The following is a 17300-nucleotide window of genomic DNA, read 5'->3' as shown; positions in this document are numbered from 1 at the left end:
AGGTTTGCCACGACGGTCCCTGTTGGTCGGCGGGGCCGCATTGGCTGCGGCCGGCGGGCTGGCGGGTATCGCCGATCTGGCCCGCGCGGCGAGCATCGACCGAACCAACACCAGTGGGCAGCTGCGCATCGGGTACTTGCCGATCACCGATGCGGCCCCATTGCTGATCGCTCACGCGAGCGGCCTCTACGAAAAGGGCGTGGTGAGTGCGGCCAAGCCGGTGCTGTTCCGCAGCTGGGCATCACTGGCCGAAGCCTTCGTGACCCGCCAGGTCGACGCGGTCCACATGCTGATGCCCACGGCCATCCAGCTGCGCTTTTTGCTGCGCAGCCCGGTTCGGCTGCTGAGCTGGAATCACACCAACGGGTCGGCGTTGACCGTCGCGCCGCACATCACCGATCTGGGACAGCTCGCCGGAACGCAAGTGGCCATACCGTTTTGGTGGTCGATCCACAACATCATCCTCCAGCAACTGCTGCGCGCGCATGACCTGGTGCCGGTGGTGCGCACGAGTGCCTCGCGCAGCGCGCGCACTGTGGAACTCATCGTGATGAGCCCGTCGGACATGGTGCCCGCGCTGGCCAACCGATCGATCAGCGGCTACGTCGTGGCCGACCCGTTCAACGCGATGGCTCAGGTGCGCAAAATCGGGCGCATCCATACCTTTCTCGGTGATGTGTGGCGTGATCACGCCTGCTGCGTGGTGCTCGCCCACGATGACCTCATCGAAAATCGGCCCGAGGCGGCCGGTTCGCTCGTCGGCTCGATTGTGGCTGCGCAGCAACGGATCAACGCCGACCGGGCGGCGGCCGCGGCCGCCCTGTCAACCGGCGCCTACCTGCCCCAGCCGCTGCCGGCGATCAAGACCGCACTGACCTACCGTCAGCAGGATTACCGCTTCCTGCACCCGCAATGGCAACCGCAGCGGCTGGGCTATCAGCCCTTCCCGTTCCCCAGCTTCACGCGCCGTCTGGTCGAGGCGATGCATGACACCGTCGTCGACGGCGACCGGCGGTTCCTGGATCGTCTCGATCCGGCGGCCGTGCACGCCGAGTTGGTCGACGACAGCTTTGTGCGGGCGGCGCTGACGGCACACGGTGGGCCGGAAACCTTCGGTCTGCCTTCGAATCTCACCCGAATCGAACAGGTGCAACCGCGATGACTCTTGACCAGAGCACTCCGACCTCGGCCACGGTGTCGGCACCCAAGACGGCCGCGCCGTGGTCGCTCGTGCAGCGTTGGTGGCCGCCGCTACTCGCGGTCGGGGTTGCGGTCGCGCTGTGGTGGCTGGCCACCGGTGTCTTGGCGCCCACCCATTCGTTGTTGCGGGAAACCACGCCGCCCAAGGTGATCAGGGCGTTCGGCGACCTTTTCAACCGTGGTGTGCTGCTGCCCGACACCGGGGTCAGCCTGTGGCGGTTGCTGGTGGGATTGCTGGTTGCCGCCGTGATCGGGATTCCCGCTGGGTTGCTTATCGGGCTCAACGACACCGCCGATCGCGCCACCCGGCCGGTTGTGCAGTTTCTGCGTATGATCTCGCCGCTGTCTTGGGCGCCAATATCGGTGGCGCTCTTTGGCATCGGCAACGAGCCGGTCATCTTCCTGATCGCCGCGGCCGCGGTGTGGCCGATGTTGATCAACACGGCGGCCGGTGTGCACGCGATCGATCCCGGTTACCTGCAGGTGGCTCGGTCGTTCGGTGCCAGCCGGGTGGAACTGCTGACCGTCGTGGTGCTGCCCGCGATTCGGGGGCAGCTGCAGACCGGGCTGCGTGTCGCGCTGGGCATCGCCTGGGTGGTGCTGGTGCCTGCCGAAATGCTCGGTGTGCGATCGGGTTTGGGTTACCAGATACTCAACGCCCGTGATCAGCTGGCGTACGGCCAGGTGGTGGCGGTGATCGTCGTCATCGGTGTCATCGGGTACCTGCTGGACCTCTTCGCCCGCCGGGCGCTGTCCGGCTCCCGGCGGGCCGGCGAGGGCTAGCGCTAAGCGACCGCGCTGTTTCGCGCCAACGGGTTCAGCTCGCGGAACGGGTCGTCGGCGCGGATTGCCAGCAGGTCAGCAAGGATCGTCTCCAACGCCTGCTGGGTGTCGTTGCGGACGGTCTCGACCCACTTCTCGGCTTTGGTTCCCTTGGGTTTGGTGGTGACGATCGGCTCGCCGAATTGCAGGTACATCCGTTGCGGACGGGGGATCAGCGTGGGTCCGACGCCGCGCATCAACGGCATCGCCATGTCGGTTTCCCCGGTCAGCTTGGTGCTGATCTCCTGCAGCAGGCGGCCCACCGTGCTGTCCCGGGTGACCAGGCTCTTGTAGATGTCGTCGCCGCCGACCAGGCCGACCGGGACGATCGGGTAGTCGTTCTCCACGGCGATGCGGGCGAATCCGGAACGGCCACGCCAGTTCAGCTGGTATTCCTCGCCCTTGAACTTCGGGATCTCGCGGCCGCCGCCGGGGAACACCAAGATCGTCTCGTTGTGCCGCATCAATTCTCGGGCCGTCTCCGGGGAGCCGATGACGGCGCCGTAGGCGGCCATCAGGTCCAGTGCAAAGCCCGGCTGCTGGCCGAACCTGCGGTCGGCCAAAGGGCGAACCCTGGTGCCGATCGCGCGACGCACGTAGTGCGGGATGAGCAGAACTTCACTGCTGACGAATTGAGTGTGGTTGCCCACCAACAGGAATCGGCCGTCGGAGGGCAGGTTTTCCAGTCCGCGCACGTAGGGCCGCGAGGCATCGATCAGTGGTGCGATGCCGTCGTGAACCTTTTCCAAGACTCCGCGCAGGACCTGCACGCGGCGTGGATGGTTCATCACCGCGTCGATATCGATGGGTTCGTTCGTGAGGTTTTTGCTCCTGGGTGAGGGGATCGGGAATGCCATGACACGTACGATACCGAACAAACTAGTTCGTATGGGTATGATCTTGCTGTGCGATCCACCACAGAACTTCGCGACACCATCCTGAACGCGGCCCGCTCCGAGTTCGCGCAATATGGGTTGGCCGGCGCGCGTATCGACCGCATCGCCCGCACTGCCGAGGCCAGCAAGGAGCGGTTGTACGCGCACTTCAAGGACAAGGAGACGCTGTTCCGCAGTGTGGTCGCCGCCGACCGCGCCGAGTTCTTTGCCGCCGTCACCCTGCGCCCGGACGCGGTGCCCGAGTTCGCCGGGGATATCTACGACCTGGCGGCCCGACGTCCCGAACATGTACGGATGATGACCTGGGCGAATCTGGAGGGCTTGGAGCTCGAGCCGTCTCCGAACGAGGATCTCGAGTCTTTGCAGGCACGTGATATCGCGATCATCGAGGAAGCCCAGGCCGCGGGGTATGTCGATGCGGCGTGGCGGCCGTTTGACCTGCTCGTTCTCCTGTTCGGCGTCGCGCTGGCCTGGGCGCAGTCGCCGCATCCCGACAGCGTCACCGACGATCCGGAGGTCATCGCGGCTCGCCGTGCGGCTGCGGTGGAAGCTGCACGCCGCATCGCGGCGCCAAAGACGTAGCAATACGTGCGTGCACGGGGTGAAAACCCGCCCAAACGTGGATGTTTGGGCCAGAAGTGCGCCGTCAGGGTTTCGAACCCCGGACCCGCTGATTAAGAGTCAGCTGCTCTACCAACTGAGCTAACGGCGCCTTGGTGTCGGCCGGAACCGCGTTGCGACAATAACAGGCGTCTTGCCGTGGTGCGAAATCCTGGACCTCGTCAAGCATAGCTGCTGGGCTGAAGGCGTTCGCGCCTATTACGCCCGACGGTGGTCATTCCCGTCGCCAAGGCACTGGCAGAGCCCGAGCCTGGGTGCTCGCCGAGGCGTCGCCGCCGAAGCGGAAAAGTCTGTCCTGCATGGCAACTCGACGCGGGAAGGACGTCAGAAGAGCGTCCCGCAGTAGGGTGCGCTTTCCGTGCGGAAGGCGTCGTCCAGCTCCTTGAGCGCGCCCGGGCGCACTTCGATGATGCGGTCCGCGCGGTGCAGTTCGAAAGGCCGATGGGCGCCCATGTAGATCGTTGCCAGTTCGGAAAGCCCGATTTCGACGTCCGGCTGCCCTTCGGCCGGCGTGCACTTCCCGACACCGTCGCGGATCTGCAGGCGGTACCGTCCACCGGCAAGATTCAGCGGGTCTGCGACCTCCAGCACCAGGTCTGCGTCGGCGCTGTACGTGCGCATGCCCAGCGCATCGGGCACATCGTTGATGCGTATCCAGAGGAAGTCGCTCGTGCCCTTGGTTTGGGCGGCACGCGGGTCACGCAGTTTGAGCGGGAGCGGATCGTCGACCGCGACCTGGATCTCCACCTTGTCGAACATCTCCAAAACCAACAGTGTCTGCAGCAACTCGCTGTGAGCTTCGTCGGTGATGGCGCAAAAATCCTGGACGACCACGGTGCCAAAAGGCGGCAGAAATGCACGCGCTTTCTGGTCGAAGATCCGATACGTCAGGAAGCCGTCGGGATGAATTCGGTAGTAAAGCTCGGATCCATTTCCCCGTTGGGTCGGCCTGTCCTCGAGGTAATCGGCCCACCACGCGGTGTCCCGGGTTATCGCGCCATTCGTTGTGGTACGCCATCGTTCGTAGATTTCCGGCAACCGCTTTTTCGCTTCGTCCGCGTTGACCTCGCGCGCCCGATTTCTGCGCGGCACGTCTCGCAGCTTTGCCCAGCGACGGTAAATGCAATAGCTGTGGAAGTAGCTCGCCACGCCCCCGCCCAACCGGTCGTACATCCCGGTTTGGGTGGGAACACCGCAGATGATCGGATAGCCGCGCTCCAACAATTTCCCGAGTCCCTGAGCGCTGAGCTGTCCCCAAACACCGCGTCCCTGGTGTGTTGACGCGACGGTGATCATCGTCAGCCAAGCGGCTCGCATGCTGGCACCACCCGGCACGGTGAGCTGGGCGCGGTAAATGATGGACGTCCCCACCACAAATGGCTGCTGCGGATCGGAGACATCCTCGGCGATCAGAATGTCCTCGAGTTTGACGCGGCGTTTCCACGCTTCGATCGTCTGAGGGTCGGCTGGGTCCCCGAAAGTGCGAGCCTGGTTCTCGTAGAGCGCCTGCCAGTCGTTTTCGGTGGGATGTCGGATAGTGATGGCGTCATCCATCGTGTTCATCGTTGATCCCGTCTGCACTCGTCCGACCGAACCGGCGCCTACTCCACTGGGCGCACCTTTGGAAGATATCGCTGTTTTCGATACCCGAGTGGCTGATGGTCAAACTAACTTCGCCGAGCGAAGCGGCGTCGGGAGGCATTTACGTGGCAATTTGGGGGTATAGCGAACGCCGGGCGGTAATGCACCGAAAGGACCGAGATGCTGCAAGCAATCACTCGTCTTGCCATCGCCGCGCCGCGCCGCATACTTGCAATCGCGGCGCTGGTCTTTGTCGCAGCCGCCATTTTCGGCATCCCGGTGATCAACAGCCTGTCCGGCGGCGGGTTTCAAGATCCGACTTCGGAATCCGCGCGGGCGACCGATCTTCTCAGGGAGAAATTCGGCAAGACCGATCAGAAAATGCTGATCGTGGTGACCGCGCCCGACGGCGCTCGCAGCGAGCAGGCGCGGCGGGTCGGCGCCGACATCGTCGAGCGTCTGAATCGATCACCGTGGGTCTTGGATGTGGCTTCGCCGTGGACCCTCTCGCCCGATCAGACGCCTCCTGGTCAGCCACCGCAGGCCGCCGACCAGCTGATCAGCAAGGACGGCAAGTCCGGGATGATCGTGGCGGGCCTGAAAGGCGGCGAGAACGACGCGCAGCAATACGCCAGCACCCTTTCGGAGGAACTGGTCCACGACCGCGACGGTGTCACAGTGCGCGACGGCGGCATGGCCGTCGCCTATGCACAGATCAACCATCAGAACGAGCGTGACCTGCTGTTGATGGAGTCCATCGCGATTCCGCTGAGCTTCGCCGTGCTGGTGTGGGCGCTGCGCGGCGTGGTGGCGGCCCTGCTGCCGATTGCCCTGGGCGCTCTCGCCATCGTGGGCACCATGTCGGTGCTGCGGCTGATCAGCTTCGCAACCGACGTGTCCATCTACGCCCTGGACCTCAGCATCGCGATGGGTTTCGCGCTGGCGATCGACTACAACCTGTTGATCGTCAGTCGCTACCGCGAAGAGCTGACCCGAGAAGGCGACCGGGACCAGGCGCTGTTACGGACCATGACCACCGCCGGCCGAACCGTGGTGTTCTCCGCCGCCACCGTCGGGCTGTCGATGGCCGTGATGGCGCTGTTCCCCATGTACTTCTTGAAGTCGTCGGCGTACACGATCGTGGCGACCGCGATCATCGTTGCGATCGGGGCCGTCGTGGTAACGCCCGCCGCGATCGCTCTGTTGGGCCCACGTCTCGACGCGCTGGATGTTCGCGGACTGGCACGCCGAATGTGGCCGAAGGCGACCTGGTTACGGGACCACAGCCGGACCAGCGCGGCGTTTTGGTATCGATCGACCAAATTTGTGTTGCGCCACGCCCTGCCGGTCGGGCTGAGCGTCGTCGTGCTTCTGTTGCTGCTGGGACTTCCGTTCCTGGGTGTGAAGTGGGGCTTCCCGGATGAGCGGGTGTTGCCCGAATCCGCCTCGGCGCGCCAAGTCGCCGACATGCTGGACACGGATTTTCCCGGCGGGTTCGGCACGGAGGTGACCGTTGTCGTGCCCGACGCCCGCGGCGTCACGCCTGCCGACCTGGAGCGTTACGCCGCGGAATTGTCACGCGTGCCCGACGTGGCCGCGGTGACCGCGCCGACGGGGACGTTTGTGGCGGGATCTCTGGCGGGCCCGCCGGTCGCGGCCACCGGCATGACCGGCGAGAGCGCATTTCTCACCGTGGCCACCACCGCGCCGTTGTACTCAACAGCTTCCGACGTTCAGCTCGATCGATTACACGAGGTCGCCGGGCCGGCGGGGCGATCGGTCGAGATGGGCGGGCTGGCGCAGATCAACCGCGACAGCGTGAACGCGATCACCGAGCGATTACCGGCCGTATTAGGCCTGATCGCCGTCATTTCCTTCGTGCTCATCTTCTCGCTCACCGGCAGCGTGCTACTCCCGCTACAGGCGCTGGTGTGCAATGTCTTGTCACTGACCGCCGCCTTCGGCGCGCTGGTGTGGATCTTTCAGGACGGCCATCTCGGCGCCCTGGGGACCACTCCTAACGGGACGCTGAACGCCAACATCCCGGTGTTGTTGTTCTGCATCGCCGTCGGGTTGGCCATGGATTACGAGGTGTTTCTGGTCTCGCGGATCCACGAGTACTGGCTGGCCGCTCAAGCGTCGCGAAGGCACCCACCGAGTGCGGCCGAAGCCCGCGCCGACAACGACGAGAGCACGGCACTGGGCCTCGCCGGCATCGGCCGGGTGGTTACCAGCGCCGCGCTGGTGATGTCGATCTCGTTCGCTGCGTTGATCCCCGCGCAGGTGTCGTTCATGCGGATGCTCGGTGTCGGGCTGACGCTTGCCGTGCTGGTCGACGCCACACTGGTGCGAATGGTCCTGGTTCCGGCGTTCATTCACCTGCTTGGCCGCTGGACTTGGTGGGCGCCGAGGCCGTTGGTCCGGCTGCATGAGCGGCTCGCGTTGGGTGAGGCCGACGCCGCGGCGGTTGGCCGGCGGCGCTGGGCCACCGACACCGATGAAACAGAAGACGCTTCGCCGGGGTCCGATGAGCCCTCTGACGGGGGTTCGGGGCAGGAGTTGGCTGCCGCATCTCCGAAGGACGTCGGGTAGCGCGCTAATGGCCAGAACCGATCTCGCCGTCGTGCTGGCATTGAGTTCGGCGCTGTGCATCGCGACCGGCGACGTGCTCCAGCAGCAAGTGGCGCACCGGATCACGGACAAGTCGGTCGGCCAGGTCAAGCTGCTGGCCAAGCTGGTCCGCAACCGACGCTGGCGGTGGGGGACCGTGCTGCTTGCGGCGAGCATCGGTTTGCAGGCGGCCGCGCTGGGCCAGGGTTCGGTGCTCTTGGTGCAGGCGCTGCTCATGCTTTCGCTGCTGTTCGCACTTCCCATGAGTGCCGTCCTGTCGAAGCGGAAAGTGACTGCATCCCAATGGATCTGGGCCGGCTTGCTGACAGCTGCGGTGACGGTGGTCGTCGTTGTCGGTCATCCGGAGGCGGGTCATTCGGGTGCACCGCTGCGGACCTGGGCCGTGGTCGCGGTGGTGCTGGGACCGGTGTTGGCGCTGTGCGTCGTCACTGCCCAAATCCGAGGAGGGCCTCGGGGGGCGATGTTGTTCGCCTTGGTGTCCGGTTCGCTGTGGGGTGTCTTTGCCGTACTGACCAAGGAGGTCGTCGCCCGGCTCGGCGATGGCGGCGGGGCGCTGGTCCGGACTCCTGAGCTGTATGCCTGCATCTTGGTCGCGATGGGGGGCATCCTTTGGAGCCAGTCGGCGTTTCGGGCCGGGCCGTTGACCGCGTCGATGCCCACTTTGCAGGTGGCCCAGCCCGTGGTGGCGGCCGCGCTGGGTCTGTTGGTCCTCGACGAGAAGCTGAACACGGGTCGTGTGGGGTTGATCGCGCTGGGGGTAGCGAGCCTGGTGATGGTGGCGGCCATCGTCAAGCTGGCGGGGTTCGAGGCCGTCGCGACCCGCGATGGATTAGCGGCCGAACGCAGAGATGCCATCAGTCAACCGACTTAAGGTCGGTTCAAGGCCGACTTAAAACGCCGTCGCCTGCTACGGCCAGCAAGTAGCGTGAGCTTGCGCACTCGAGGCGTAAAGCGGGCACAATCGGGTAGTGCGTCGCCGCGACGCACTACAATACCGGTAACAATCCAGGGTCAGCGGTGGCCAGATTGGGCAGGAAAACTTGGAAGGTCACTTGATGACGCCTTTGCGGAGACGTCGATCGTGGCTGGCTATGGCCATGGTCCCGGTTGCTGTGTTTGTGGGTGCGTGCGGCGGCCACAGCACCGCCGCACCGTCACCGGCGAACGTCATCGAGAACAAGGGGACGCCGTTCGCCGACCTCATGGTTCCCAAGCTCACCGCTTCGGTCACCGATGGAGCCGTCGGTGTCACGGTCGATGCGCCGGTCACGGTGGGCGTTTCTGACGGCGTGCTGCAGTCGGTGACCATGGTCAACGAGAATGGCAAGACCATCGACGGCCAGCTCAGTCCCGACGGCCTGCACTGGGCCACCACCGAGCAACTCGGCTACAACCGGCGCTACACGCTGAATGTGAAGGCGCTCGGACTGGGTGGTGTGGCGAGCCGCCAGATGACCTTCCAGACCAGTTCGCCCGCGCACCTGACGATGCCCTACGTCTTGCCGAACGACGGCGAGGTCGTGGGTGTCGGGTCGCCGGTAGCGATCCAATTCGACGAGAACATCACCAACCGGCTCGCCGCCCAGAAGGCCATCGTCATCACCACCAACCCGCCCGTCGAAGGCGCCTTCTACTGGCTGAACAGCCGCGAAGTCCGTTGGCGGCCCGAGCATTTCTGGAAGCCAGGGACCACCGTCGACGTCTCGGTCAACACCTACGGGGTCGACCTGGGTGACGGCATGTTCGGCGAAGACAACGTGAAGACGCATTTCACCATCGGCGACGAGGTGATCGCGGTCGCTGACGACGAAACCAAGATGGTGACGGTGCGGGTCAACGGCGAAGTGGTCAAGACCATGCCGACGTCGATGGGCAAGAACAGCACGCCGACGGCGAACGGGATCTACATCGTGGGCCAGCGGTACAAGCACATCATCATGGACTCCTCGACCTACGGCGTGCCGGTCAACTCGCCCAACGGATATCGCACCGATGTCGACTGGGCGACGCAGATCTCCTACAGCGGCGTGTTCGTGCACTCTGCGCCCTGGTCGGTGGGTGCTCAGGGCCACACCAACACCAGCCACGGTTGTCTCAATGTCAGCCCAAGCAACGCGCAGTGGTTCTACGAACACATCAAGCGCGGTGACATCGTCCAGGTGATGAACACCGTGGGAGGCACCCTCCCCGGCACCGAGGGCCTGGGTGACTGGAACATCCCGTGGGAACAGTGGCGCGCCGGTAACGCCAACACCAACTGATCTGCCGCTATTCCTAGACTCGCAGCACTGAAGCCAAGGCCGACAGCGGTATATGCGCTTCGACGGTGCCGCCGTCCATGAACCATTGCAGCGCACCGGGGTCGAAGTTGATCGGCTCGTCGTGTCCGACGGGGTAGTCGGGCATGTAGAGGATCAACTCGTCGGGCGTCAAAGCCCATGCGCGGTATCCCCCGGAGTAGACCTTGTCCGGAGTCCAGCGGTCGGCGATGAAGGGGTAAGTCCCCGGATCGTGTGGGGGAGCGGCCTGATTCAGCACGGTCTCGATGAATGGCTGCCCTAGCTGCGGGATGGCGCTGACGGTGACCAGGTCGGCCAACTGCACTCGCCGGCCGCTTGCCGTGTCGAAAGTGAAGGTGCGGTAGGCGTTGTTGGGCTTGGGTCCGTCGGCGTGATAGTCCTCGTGGAATACCGCGCTGAGGTAGTTGCCGTGCCGGAAGACCTGGTAGTTCTCCTCGCCGAAGCTGTCCGCCACCATGTGCGCGCCGACGCTCTTCCAGTTGTTGACCAAGGTGCGCAGATAATCGCGGACCACCGAACTCGTGACGGGGTTGTCGATGAGGTCGGACGGGAGCGCGACCTTGATGTCGCGCACCGCATTTCGTTCGGACACGACCGAGGTGCGGCAGTACTGGCCGTCCCAATCGCCGCCGAGCTCGCCGCAGAAGGACGGGGCCGACGCCCGTGCGATGGCCATGCCGGGAAGTCCCGGTAGTCCCGCGGCCACTACCAGTATCGATGTCGCGACAATTCGTCTGATCACGATGGCTCCAATTGGCTTAAAGCAGCTGGACTTTCGCTGCCTTCCAGCGGCCGTCGACCTTCTCCATGGTCATCTTGATTCGGCTGCGGTCGATCCGCGGATCGGGTGCCGCCGTGTTGGTGACGGTCTGGTCGATGAACACCAGCACGATGACCTTGTCGGTGGACTTCGACTGGATCGCCGAGTCGATCACCACCCCGTGGGCGGTGGCCTTGTTGTCGATCAGCAGTTGCCGAAGTTGCACGCTCGACTGGGTGTACATGTCCTTGAACTCACCGGTCGCTCCGTCGAGGACCTGCCGGAAGTTCTCGTCGACGTTGTTGGAGTCGATGCTGGTCAGTACCTGCGCGTAGTTGACGGCGGCTTGTTGAGCCTCTTGTCCCGCCTGGTCCAACTGTCGCTGTTGCCACTGCTGCCACCCGAAGAAACCGTTGATGCCGAGGGAGATGAGGAGTAGCAGCGGCAGCGCGCCGCGGCGCAGGTACTGTCGCCAGGATCGGTTGGCCAGCCCGGACTTGTCGCCTTTGGTCTTGCGCTTGCGCCCGAACGGGATGTCGTCGTCGTCGTCGGTCTCGGCGATGACTTCGGTGTCTTTGTCGTCCGAGTCTTCGGCGTCCTCGGCCTCGGATTCTTCGTCCGCCTCGGCATCGTTTTCGGTCTCGGTCTCGGTCTCGGCCTCGGTGTCGTCCGCGGCCTCGGTCTCTTCGATGTCGACGTCCTCGCCTGCGACTTCCGCCTTCTCGTCCTCGGTATCGCTGGTAATCCCAGTTGTCACAGTCACATCAATCTCCTCAGGTGGGCGGACTGTCGGTCTCAGTGCGGTGGCTCGATGGGCAGGGACGGACCGCCGTACGGCGTCGGAATCGTGTAGCGGCCCTTCGGCGTCGGGTCGCTTCTCCTGCCCAGGTCAGCACCGGGTGGGGGACCGGCGGTGTCATCGCCGGCCGGCCGCGGGGCGTTCTTGGCTCCTCGGATACCGTACCCGGGGTCGTCGTCGCGGCAATACGTGTAAATGAACGGCTCGTAGTAGTCCGCCCCAGACGGTGGGTGCGCGGGCGTTCCGTAGTCGCACGCGTACCGCGGATACAGTTCGGCCGTCGCCCAAACAGCATGGTCGTGGAAGGCGCTGGCCAACGCGTCGAGCGCCGACCCGCGGTAGTCCGGGAACAGTGCGTTGAGTGCCGGCACGCGCACATACAGCAGCTGTGAGGCGGTCGCGAGGCTGCCGAGCAACTGCACCATCGTCTCCGAGTTGTCGTCGAACAACCTGTCGACGGCCGAAAGCTGCTGCGGCGCAGTTCCCGTCAAGCGCCGATAACCATCCTGCATTCTGGCTACGCCGGCCAGGGTCCGATTGAAGTCGACGGTGGCGGCGGCGAGTCCGGCGTTCTTGTCGGCCGCCAAGTTCAGCACCACCCGGCTGGTCCTGATGATGCTGGTGGTTTCGGGCAGCACCGAGTCGAGCGTGGACAGCAACATCATGCCGCCGTCGACGATCGCGGCCAGCTTGCTCGGACCCTCTCGGCTAAGGCTGAGTTCCTTCTTGATCAACTCGACCTTGTGCGGATCGACCTGCGCCAACAGTCCATCGGCATCGCCGAGCAGCTGCGCCAAACTCACCGGGACACTGGTCCGATTCAGGGCGATCAGGCTGCCGTCGTGCAGATATGGTCCGGTGTCGGAGTCGGCTTCGAAGTTGATGTACTGCTCGCCGGCGGGCGACAGCGCGGACACGTGGGCAACCGCGTTCGCTGGGATCTTCACCTTGGACGTGATCCTTGCGACGGCGTCGACCCCTTGGTCGGTGATCCGCAGCGATTCGACGCGCCCAATGCGCACCCCACGCAGCGCGACATCCTGATTGGGCAGCAGCCCGCCGGATTCCGTGAGCTGCACCGTGACCTGATACGTCGACGCAAAGGGTGTCACCCGCAGTGCGCCGATCAGCAGGTAGGCAGTGGCAACAATCAACGTGAGTGCCAGTCCGGCCACCGACAGCCAGACCTGGCGTCGGTGCGCGGCCCGTACCGCCCGGACGAGGACGTTGGCGGCCGACGTGATCATCCGGGCGGTCCTGGCGTGAGGGGACCGGGCAACTGCGGCTGCGGGGTTTCCGAGGGGGCGACCATGACACCGCCCGGGACATTCGGATCAGGTATCACCGGTACCTGAGGCGAGTTCGGGCCGCGACCGACCACCCGTTCCTGAAGCCGCCACAGCATGTACTTCAGGGAGCCGACGAACTGGTTCCAGGTAAACCTGTTCGGCCCATGCAGTCCCCGATCGCCGGGGAAGCCGATGTCGGGTATCGACCCCAAGACCAGTTGATCGAGACTGGCGTGGACTGAGATCCCCGATCCCGCAGTAAGTTTGATCATAGGGGCGAACATTCGGTTCAGGGTCAGCAAGCTGGTGTCGGGGCTCACCGCGATATCGTTGGCCGCTTCGGCGAGCGTGTTGAGGTCTTGGACCACGCTTCGGCCGCTGGTGTCGGTTCCGCCGAGCGACGGGAACCGGGCCAGCAACCGGCTGGTGTCACCGACTTGCACCAATAGGTTGGTCAGGTCGGTGGTGTTGGCGGACAGGGCGTTCATGGCCGGATCGGCGGCCGCCATCAGCTCGCTGAGGGTTTGGTTCTTGGCGTCGAGTTGTGCACTGAGGCGCGACAATTCGGTCATTGCGTCCGAGATCTGGCCGGACCGCGAGTCCATCGTGCTCAGCAGCTGATTGGACTTGCGAATCAGTTCCCCGAATGCCTGTCCCTGGTCGCCGGTGGCTTTGCCGAAGCCGTTGATGATGTTGGTGAAGTTACGCACCGCGCCACCGTTCACCAGGATCGCGGCCGAACTCAGCACCGACTCGACGGTGGAGGCGGCGGTGGTGAACTCCAGATCGATGGTGTCGCCGGATTTCAACAACGGCGCGTTCGGATCGCCGCCCACGGGTGGCTTCAGCGCGACGAAAACGTCGCCGAGCGGTGTGGCCGTGCGCAGTTCGGCTTTGCTGCCCCGCGGCAGCAGGACACCATCGCGGATGCGCAGCGTGGTGACGGCGGTGTAGTTGCGTGCGACCATCGATTCGACCTGCCCGACGTCCGCACCGCCAAGCTTGACCTTGGCATTCATCGGCAGGTTGAGCGCGTTGGAGAACACCGCGGTCAGCATGTAGCCGCCGGAACCCAGGCCCGGGGCCGGAAGGGGAAGGCTGGCAAGGCCGTCAGTGGCGCATCCCGCGCTGAAGACCGCCGCGGCCATGATCGCGACTGCGGCCTTGATGCGCGCTCGCGTTCCCATGGCGTTCATTTCTGACCCATCGCTGCCAAACCGTCCAGGACGTAGGTCAACCCGAAGTCGGGCCCGAAATCCTGGAGTGTCCCGGTGCTGCAGCCGAGTTGGCGCAAGCCCATCAAGTTGCAGACCTCTTTGGTGAGCTGACTGTCGAAGATCATCCGGTCGGTGAGGAAGTGTGCTCGCACCGCGCCGTTCTCACGGTCCACCATGTTGTAGGCGTTGTCGGCCAACATCGGACCTAAATCAAGGATTTCGGCGAGCTCGCGCCGGTTGTCGGCGAGCGTCTTCGCCACGGCGTTGCCGTTCAGCAAAGCCTGCCTGATGAGTTCACGATTGGCGTCAAAGAGATCGCCTGCCCGCTGCACCAACTGATCGAGTTTCTTGCCGGTGGTGCCGCGGCCGATGTCCTCGTCGGCCAAGATCTGGCTGCCTTGGTGGATGGTTGACGCGAATTCCCGCAGCTTGCCGTCGTTGTTGGCGGCGGCCTCGAACAGCGAACTGATGTTCTTGATGATCGAGGTGATCTGGGCGCGCGTCTGGGCGCCGCCATCGCTGCTCAACCGCAGCGCCTTGGAGAGTTCGTCGAGCGCCTTCTTGATATTTGCGCCGTTGCCCCTGACCACCTCGGTGCCGCCGTTGAGCACGTCGGCAACTGGGCCGCCACCGTGACCGTCACCTTCCAAGGATCTGGTCACCCGGTCGAGAACGGCGAGCACACGGCTGAATTCGACCGGTGTCTTGGTGCGCGTCAATCCGATGGTGTCGTGGTTCGCCAGCTTGGGGCCCCCGCGGTACGGCGGCGTGAGCTCGATCTGCCGAGCGGTGAGGATCGACGTGGACACGGTGACGGCTTGCACATCCGCCGGGACGTCGACGTGCCGGTCGACGGTGAACTGCACTTCGACGTAACTACCTTTGGCCACGACCTTGGTGACCGTGCCCACTTTCATGCCCAGCACCGCGACCACATTGCCTTCGTAAAGCCCCGAGGCGCTGTCGAATTGGGCCGTCACCGTGATCGGTTCCTGCTTGCCGGCCAGGGACCACCAACCGATGCCGACCGCGGTGACGACCGACGCGACGATCGCCACGACCGCGATGAGCCGCCACCTCATGCGCAGTCCTTGAAGTACGGGATCATTCCGAATTGCTGGGCGCGCAAGCTGATTGCGCACATCCACGAGTCGATGAGCAGCCCACTGGGAAGATTGAAGCTGACGGCGTTGGCGTCACCGGTCAGGTTGGCAGCCTCGCGTGCAAAGACCGGGGCGATCTGCAGCGTGTTGCGCAGCAGATCGTCGTGCTGAGCAATCATGTCGGTGAATTCGCGCAGATCTTTGAGCAGCGTCTCGATGCCGGAGCGGTCGTTGACGACGAGTTGGTTCATCGTGTCCACGAAGCTGGTCAGGGATTGCATCATCGCGTGGAAGACGGCACGCCGCGCGACGAACTGGCCGAGCAGGTCTTGCGACTGATTGACCAGGTTGCCCAGATTGGCCTGCTGGCGACGCAGCGTGTTGGTGACCTGCTCGGTGCTGCGCAGCAGCTCACCGAGTTGATCGCGACGTTGCGCGATGATCGATGACAACGAGTCGATGTTTGCCATGGCCTGTGGCACGACCTCGGGCAGCTTCTCGAGTTGCTTGCCGAGTATGGACAGCGACTGGGCGAACCTGTCCGAGTCCACCTGTTCGAAAGTGGTCGTGGCGTCCTTCAGCGCGGCCTGCAGGTCGTAGGGAACCTGGGTGTGTGCCAAGTCGAATGTGTTGTTGGCCAGCGATCCTGGGCCGTCGGGCTCCAAGGCCAGATAGCGTGCACCCAGAATTGTCGTGACCTTGATCGACGCCGTGGAATCCTTGCCCAGCTTGATGTCATCGCGGATTTTCAAACCGGCTTCGACGTGGTCGCCGTCCAGCTTGATGCTGGTGACCTCGCCAACGGGGATGCCGGCGACCGTGATTGGGTTTCCCGGCTGCAGCGCAGCGGCCTGCACGAACTCCGCGGTGTAGTGCCGGTACCCCGCGCCGATCATGTGCACGACGAGCATGGCTCCGATGAGCACTGCCACTACCGCGCACGCGATAAACCCGAGCCACGTCTTGTTGTAGCTCTCCAGCGGCCGCTTCTTCAGCCGTGCAAGCGTTCCACTCGCCATCAGCCACCCCCCACGTTTCGGCATTTCGGGGTGTGCTTCGCCTTATTTCCGGGTGTGGCGGCGTTGATGATGATCGGGGTTACGTCGTTGAGGCCAGGGAAGAACCCAAAGATGTTGACGTCGCATGCGTAGGCGTTGCCGAAGGCGCCCTGGTTGGCGATGCGGACCAAACCTTTCAGCAGCAGCGGAAGGTTGTCGCCGAGGAAGGCCACCTGAGGTTCGATGTCGAGCAGGTGCCGGGTGGCCCCCGGACGGCGATCGATGAATGCGCGCAGCGCCGGGTAGTCGTCCCGGGCGGCCTTCGATAGGTGGGTCAGCAGCCGCGACATGGCACCCATCGAGGACACCAGCTCGGGACGCCGCTGGTCCAGGGCGGCGACCACGTCTCGGGTCTGGGTGAGGACGCCGTCCAGATTGGCGTTCTGCGCCGCGAGGTTGACGACCACTCTGTTGAGGTTGGTGATCACATCGCCGAGGGCTTGATCCCTGCCGGCGAAAGTCTCGGTGAGCGTCGAGGTTTGGCTGATCAGGGTGGCAAGTGACGAGGTGTCGCCCTGCAGCGAGGCGAGCACACCCTTGGTCAGGTTGTCGGCGTCGCGCGGATTCAACAGGCTGAACAGCGGTTCGTAGCCGTTGAGCAGCGCGGTGACATCGAACGACGGTTCGGTGCGTTCCAGTGGGATGACGCTGCCCGGCGCCAACTGTTTGTGGTCACCTTCTTTGCCCAAAGACAGTCCGAGGTACCGCTGTCCGACGATGTTCTGGTACGTCACTGAAGCGACGGTGTTGCCGTACAGGTGTTGGTCGGTTTGCACGACGAACGAAACTCTTGCGAGTTTGCCTTCCAGCGCGACCTTTTCGACCCGGCCCACCCGAACCCCGGCCATTCGGACGTCATCGCCGTCACGCAGACCGTAGACGTCGGTGAACATCGCCGAGTACGACGCCGTCGTCCCGGCAACGTCACGCCGCAGGCTCACATAGACCAGCCACGTCAGCGTCATCGCGACGACCATGAACAGGGTCAGCCCGATCAGCGGTGCCCGAAACCTTAGTTGCATG

15 protein-coding genes and 1 tRNA gene are annotated in these 17300 nt (G+C 64.3%); 6 read left to right on the top strand and 10 right to left on the bottom strand.

From position 1 onward, the window contains the following. Nucleotides 1-19 precede the first annotated feature (19 nt). Nucleotides 20-1162, top strand: a complete 1143-nt coding sequence (locus G6N68_RS19265; RefSeq protein ID WP_371871708.1) for an ABC transporter substrate-binding protein — start codon at nucleotides 20-22, stop codon at nucleotides 1160-1162. Next, entirely contained in the window at nucleotides 1159-1983 is an 825-nt protein-coding gene (locus G6N68_RS19260; RefSeq protein ID WP_163715657.1) for an ABC transporter permease, read from the top strand. Before G6N68_RS19265 ends, G6N68_RS19260 begins: the two co-directional genes overlap by 4 nt. 2 nt (nucleotides 1984-1985) lie before the next feature. Here the strand turns inward: G6N68_RS19260 and G6N68_RS19255 are convergent, their stop codons facing one another. Further along, a complete protein-coding gene (locus G6N68_RS19255) occupies nucleotides 1986-2879 on the bottom strand; it encodes a lysophospholipid acyltransferase family protein (RefSeq protein WP_163715652.1) in 894 nt (297 codons plus the stop codon). A 48-nt stretch (nucleotides 2880-2927) separates the two neighbouring features. Between G6N68_RS19255 and G6N68_RS19250 the strand changes: the two genes are divergently transcribed. Then, nucleotides 2928-3500: a TetR/AcrR family transcriptional regulator gene (locus tag G6N68_RS19250; protein ID WP_163715649.1), complete on the top strand. Its 573-nt coding sequence runs from the start codon at nucleotides 2928-2930 to the stop codon at nucleotides 3498-3500. 57 nt (nucleotides 3501-3557) lie between these two features. Here G6N68_RS19250 and G6N68_RS19245 read toward each other — a convergent pair. Further along, a tRNA-Lys gene (locus tag G6N68_RS19245) sits at nucleotides 3558-3630 on the bottom strand. 233 nt (nucleotides 3631-3863) lie between these two features. After that, nucleotides 3864-5102: a GNAT family N-acetyltransferase gene (locus G6N68_RS19240; protein WP_163715646.1), complete on the bottom strand. Its 1239-nt coding sequence runs from the start codon at nucleotides 5100-5102 to the stop codon at nucleotides 3864-3866. Nucleotides 5103-5300: 198 nt separating this feature from the next. Between G6N68_RS19240 and G6N68_RS19235 the strand changes: the two genes are divergently transcribed. From G6N68_RS19235 to G6N68_RS19225, 3 genes are all read left to right on the top strand, one after another. After that, the gene (locus G6N68_RS19235; protein ID WP_163715644.1) at nucleotides 5301-7712 is read left to right on the top strand and encodes an MMPL family transporter; all 2412 of its coding nucleotides are present in this window, start codon (nucleotides 5301-5303) and stop codon (nucleotides 7710-7712) included. Nucleotides 7713-7719: 7 nt separating this feature from the next. Continuing rightward, nucleotides 7720-8622: a DMT family transporter gene (locus G6N68_RS19230; protein WP_163715641.1), complete on the top strand. Its 903-nt coding sequence runs from the start codon at nucleotides 7720-7722 to the stop codon at nucleotides 8620-8622. 184 nt (nucleotides 8623-8806) lie between these two features. Beyond that, nucleotides 8807-10012, top strand: a complete 1206-nt coding sequence (locus G6N68_RS19225; RefSeq protein ID WP_163715639.1) for a L,D-transpeptidase — start codon at nucleotides 8807-8809, stop codon at nucleotides 10010-10012. A 13-nt stretch (nucleotides 10013-10025) separates the two neighbouring features. On the opposite strand, the gene G6N68_RS19220 is transcribed toward G6N68_RS19225, so the two are convergent. The 7 genes from G6N68_RS19220 to G6N68_RS19190 are packed head-to-tail and all read right to left on the bottom strand — an operon-like array spanning nucleotide 10026 to nucleotide 17299. Beyond that, nucleotides 10026-10793 carry a mannan-binding family protein gene (locus G6N68_RS19220; RefSeq protein ID WP_205351390.1) on the bottom strand — a complete coding sequence of 256 codons (768 nt, stop codon included), beginning with the start codon at nucleotides 10791-10793 and terminating at the stop codon, nucleotides 10026-10028. Between the two features lie 16 nt (nucleotides 10794-10809). Further along, entirely contained in the window at nucleotides 10810-11574 is a 765-nt protein-coding gene (locus tag G6N68_RS19215; RefSeq protein WP_371871627.1) for an Rv1363c family protein, read from the bottom strand. Nucleotides 11575-11606: 32 nt separating this feature from the next. Further along, complete coding sequence (locus G6N68_RS19210; RefSeq protein ID WP_163715636.1) at nucleotides 11607-12857, bottom strand: MlaD family protein; 1251 nt, start codon at nucleotides 12855-12857, stop codon at nucleotides 11607-11609. Further along, the gene (locus G6N68_RS19205) at nucleotides 12854-14095 is read right to left on the bottom strand and encodes an MlaD family protein (protein ID WP_163715633.1); all 1242 of its coding nucleotides are present in this window, start codon (nucleotides 14093-14095) and stop codon (nucleotides 12854-12856) included. Before G6N68_RS19205 ends, G6N68_RS19210 begins: the two co-directional genes overlap by 4 nt. Further along, complete coding sequence (locus G6N68_RS19200; RefSeq protein WP_163715630.1) at nucleotides 14092-15198, bottom strand: MCE family protein; 1107 nt, start codon at nucleotides 15196-15198, stop codon at nucleotides 14092-14094. The genes G6N68_RS19205 and G6N68_RS19200 overlap by 4 nt, the downstream gene beginning before the upstream one ends. After that, nucleotides 15195-16238, bottom strand: a complete 1044-nt coding sequence (locus G6N68_RS19195) for an MlaD family protein (RefSeq protein ID WP_163715627.1) — start codon at nucleotides 16236-16238, stop codon at nucleotides 15195-15197. Before G6N68_RS19195 ends, G6N68_RS19200 begins: the two co-directional genes overlap by 4 nt. After that, on the bottom strand, nucleotides 16238-17299 hold the full coding sequence (locus tag G6N68_RS19190) for an MCE family protein (protein WP_163715624.1): 1062 nt from the start codon (nucleotides 17297-17299) through the stop codon (nucleotides 16238-16240). The genes G6N68_RS19195 and G6N68_RS19190 overlap by 1 nt, the downstream gene beginning before the upstream one ends. Nucleotide 17300: the final 1 nt, after the last annotated feature.

It is taken from the genome of Mycobacterium bourgelatii (assembly GCF_010723575.1).
In the GTDB taxonomy this organism is placed as follows: domain Bacteria; phylum Actinomycetota; class Actinomycetes; order Mycobacteriales; family Mycobacteriaceae; genus Mycobacterium; species Mycobacterium bourgelatii.
Note: the sequence above shows the minus strand (reverse complement) of the source record. Positions and strands in the feature narration are given on the sequence as shown.

Excerpts from the sequence above, each read along its gene's own strand:
- G6N68_RS19190 (WP_163715624.1), bottom strand. The coding sequence starts at position 17,299 with ATGCAACTAAGGTTTCGGGCACCGCTGATCGGGCTGACCCTGTTCATG.
- G6N68_RS19225 (WP_163715639.1), top strand. The coding sequence starts at position 8,807 with ATGACGCCTTTGCGGAGACGTCGATCGTGGCTGGCTATGGCCATGGTC.
- G6N68_RS19240 (WP_163715646.1), bottom strand. The coding sequence starts at position 5,102 with ATGAACACGATGGATGACGCCATCACTATCCGACATCCCACCGAAAAC.
- G6N68_RS19200 (WP_163715630.1), bottom strand. The coding sequence starts at position 15,198 with ATGAGGTGGCGGCTCATCGCGGTCGTGGCGATCGTCGCGTCGGTCGTC.
- G6N68_RS19195 (WP_163715627.1), bottom strand. The coding sequence starts at position 16,238 with ATGGCGAGTGGAACGCTTGCACGGCTGAAGAAGCGGCCGCTGGAGAGC.
- G6N68_RS19255 (WP_163715652.1), bottom strand. The coding sequence starts at position 2,879 with ATGGCATTCCCGATCCCCTCACCCAGGAGCAAAAACCTCACGAACGAA.
- G6N68_RS19260 (WP_163715657.1), top strand. The coding sequence starts at position 1,159 with ATGACTCTTGACCAGAGCACTCCGACCTCGGCCACGGTGTCGGCACCC.
- G6N68_RS19205 (WP_163715633.1), bottom strand. The coding sequence starts at position 14,095 with ATGAACGCCATGGGAACGCGAGCGCGCATCAAGGCCGCAGTCGCGATC.
- G6N68_RS19210 (WP_163715636.1), bottom strand. The coding sequence starts at position 12,857 with ATGATCACGTCGGCCGCCAACGTCCTCGTCCGGGCGGTACGGGCCGCG.
- G6N68_RS19230 (WP_163715641.1), top strand. The coding sequence starts at position 7,720 with ATGGCCAGAACCGATCTCGCCGTCGTGCTGGCATTGAGTTCGGCGCTG.
- G6N68_RS19235 (WP_163715644.1), top strand. The coding sequence starts at position 5,301 with ATGCTGCAAGCAATCACTCGTCTTGCCATCGCCGCGCCGCGCCGCATA.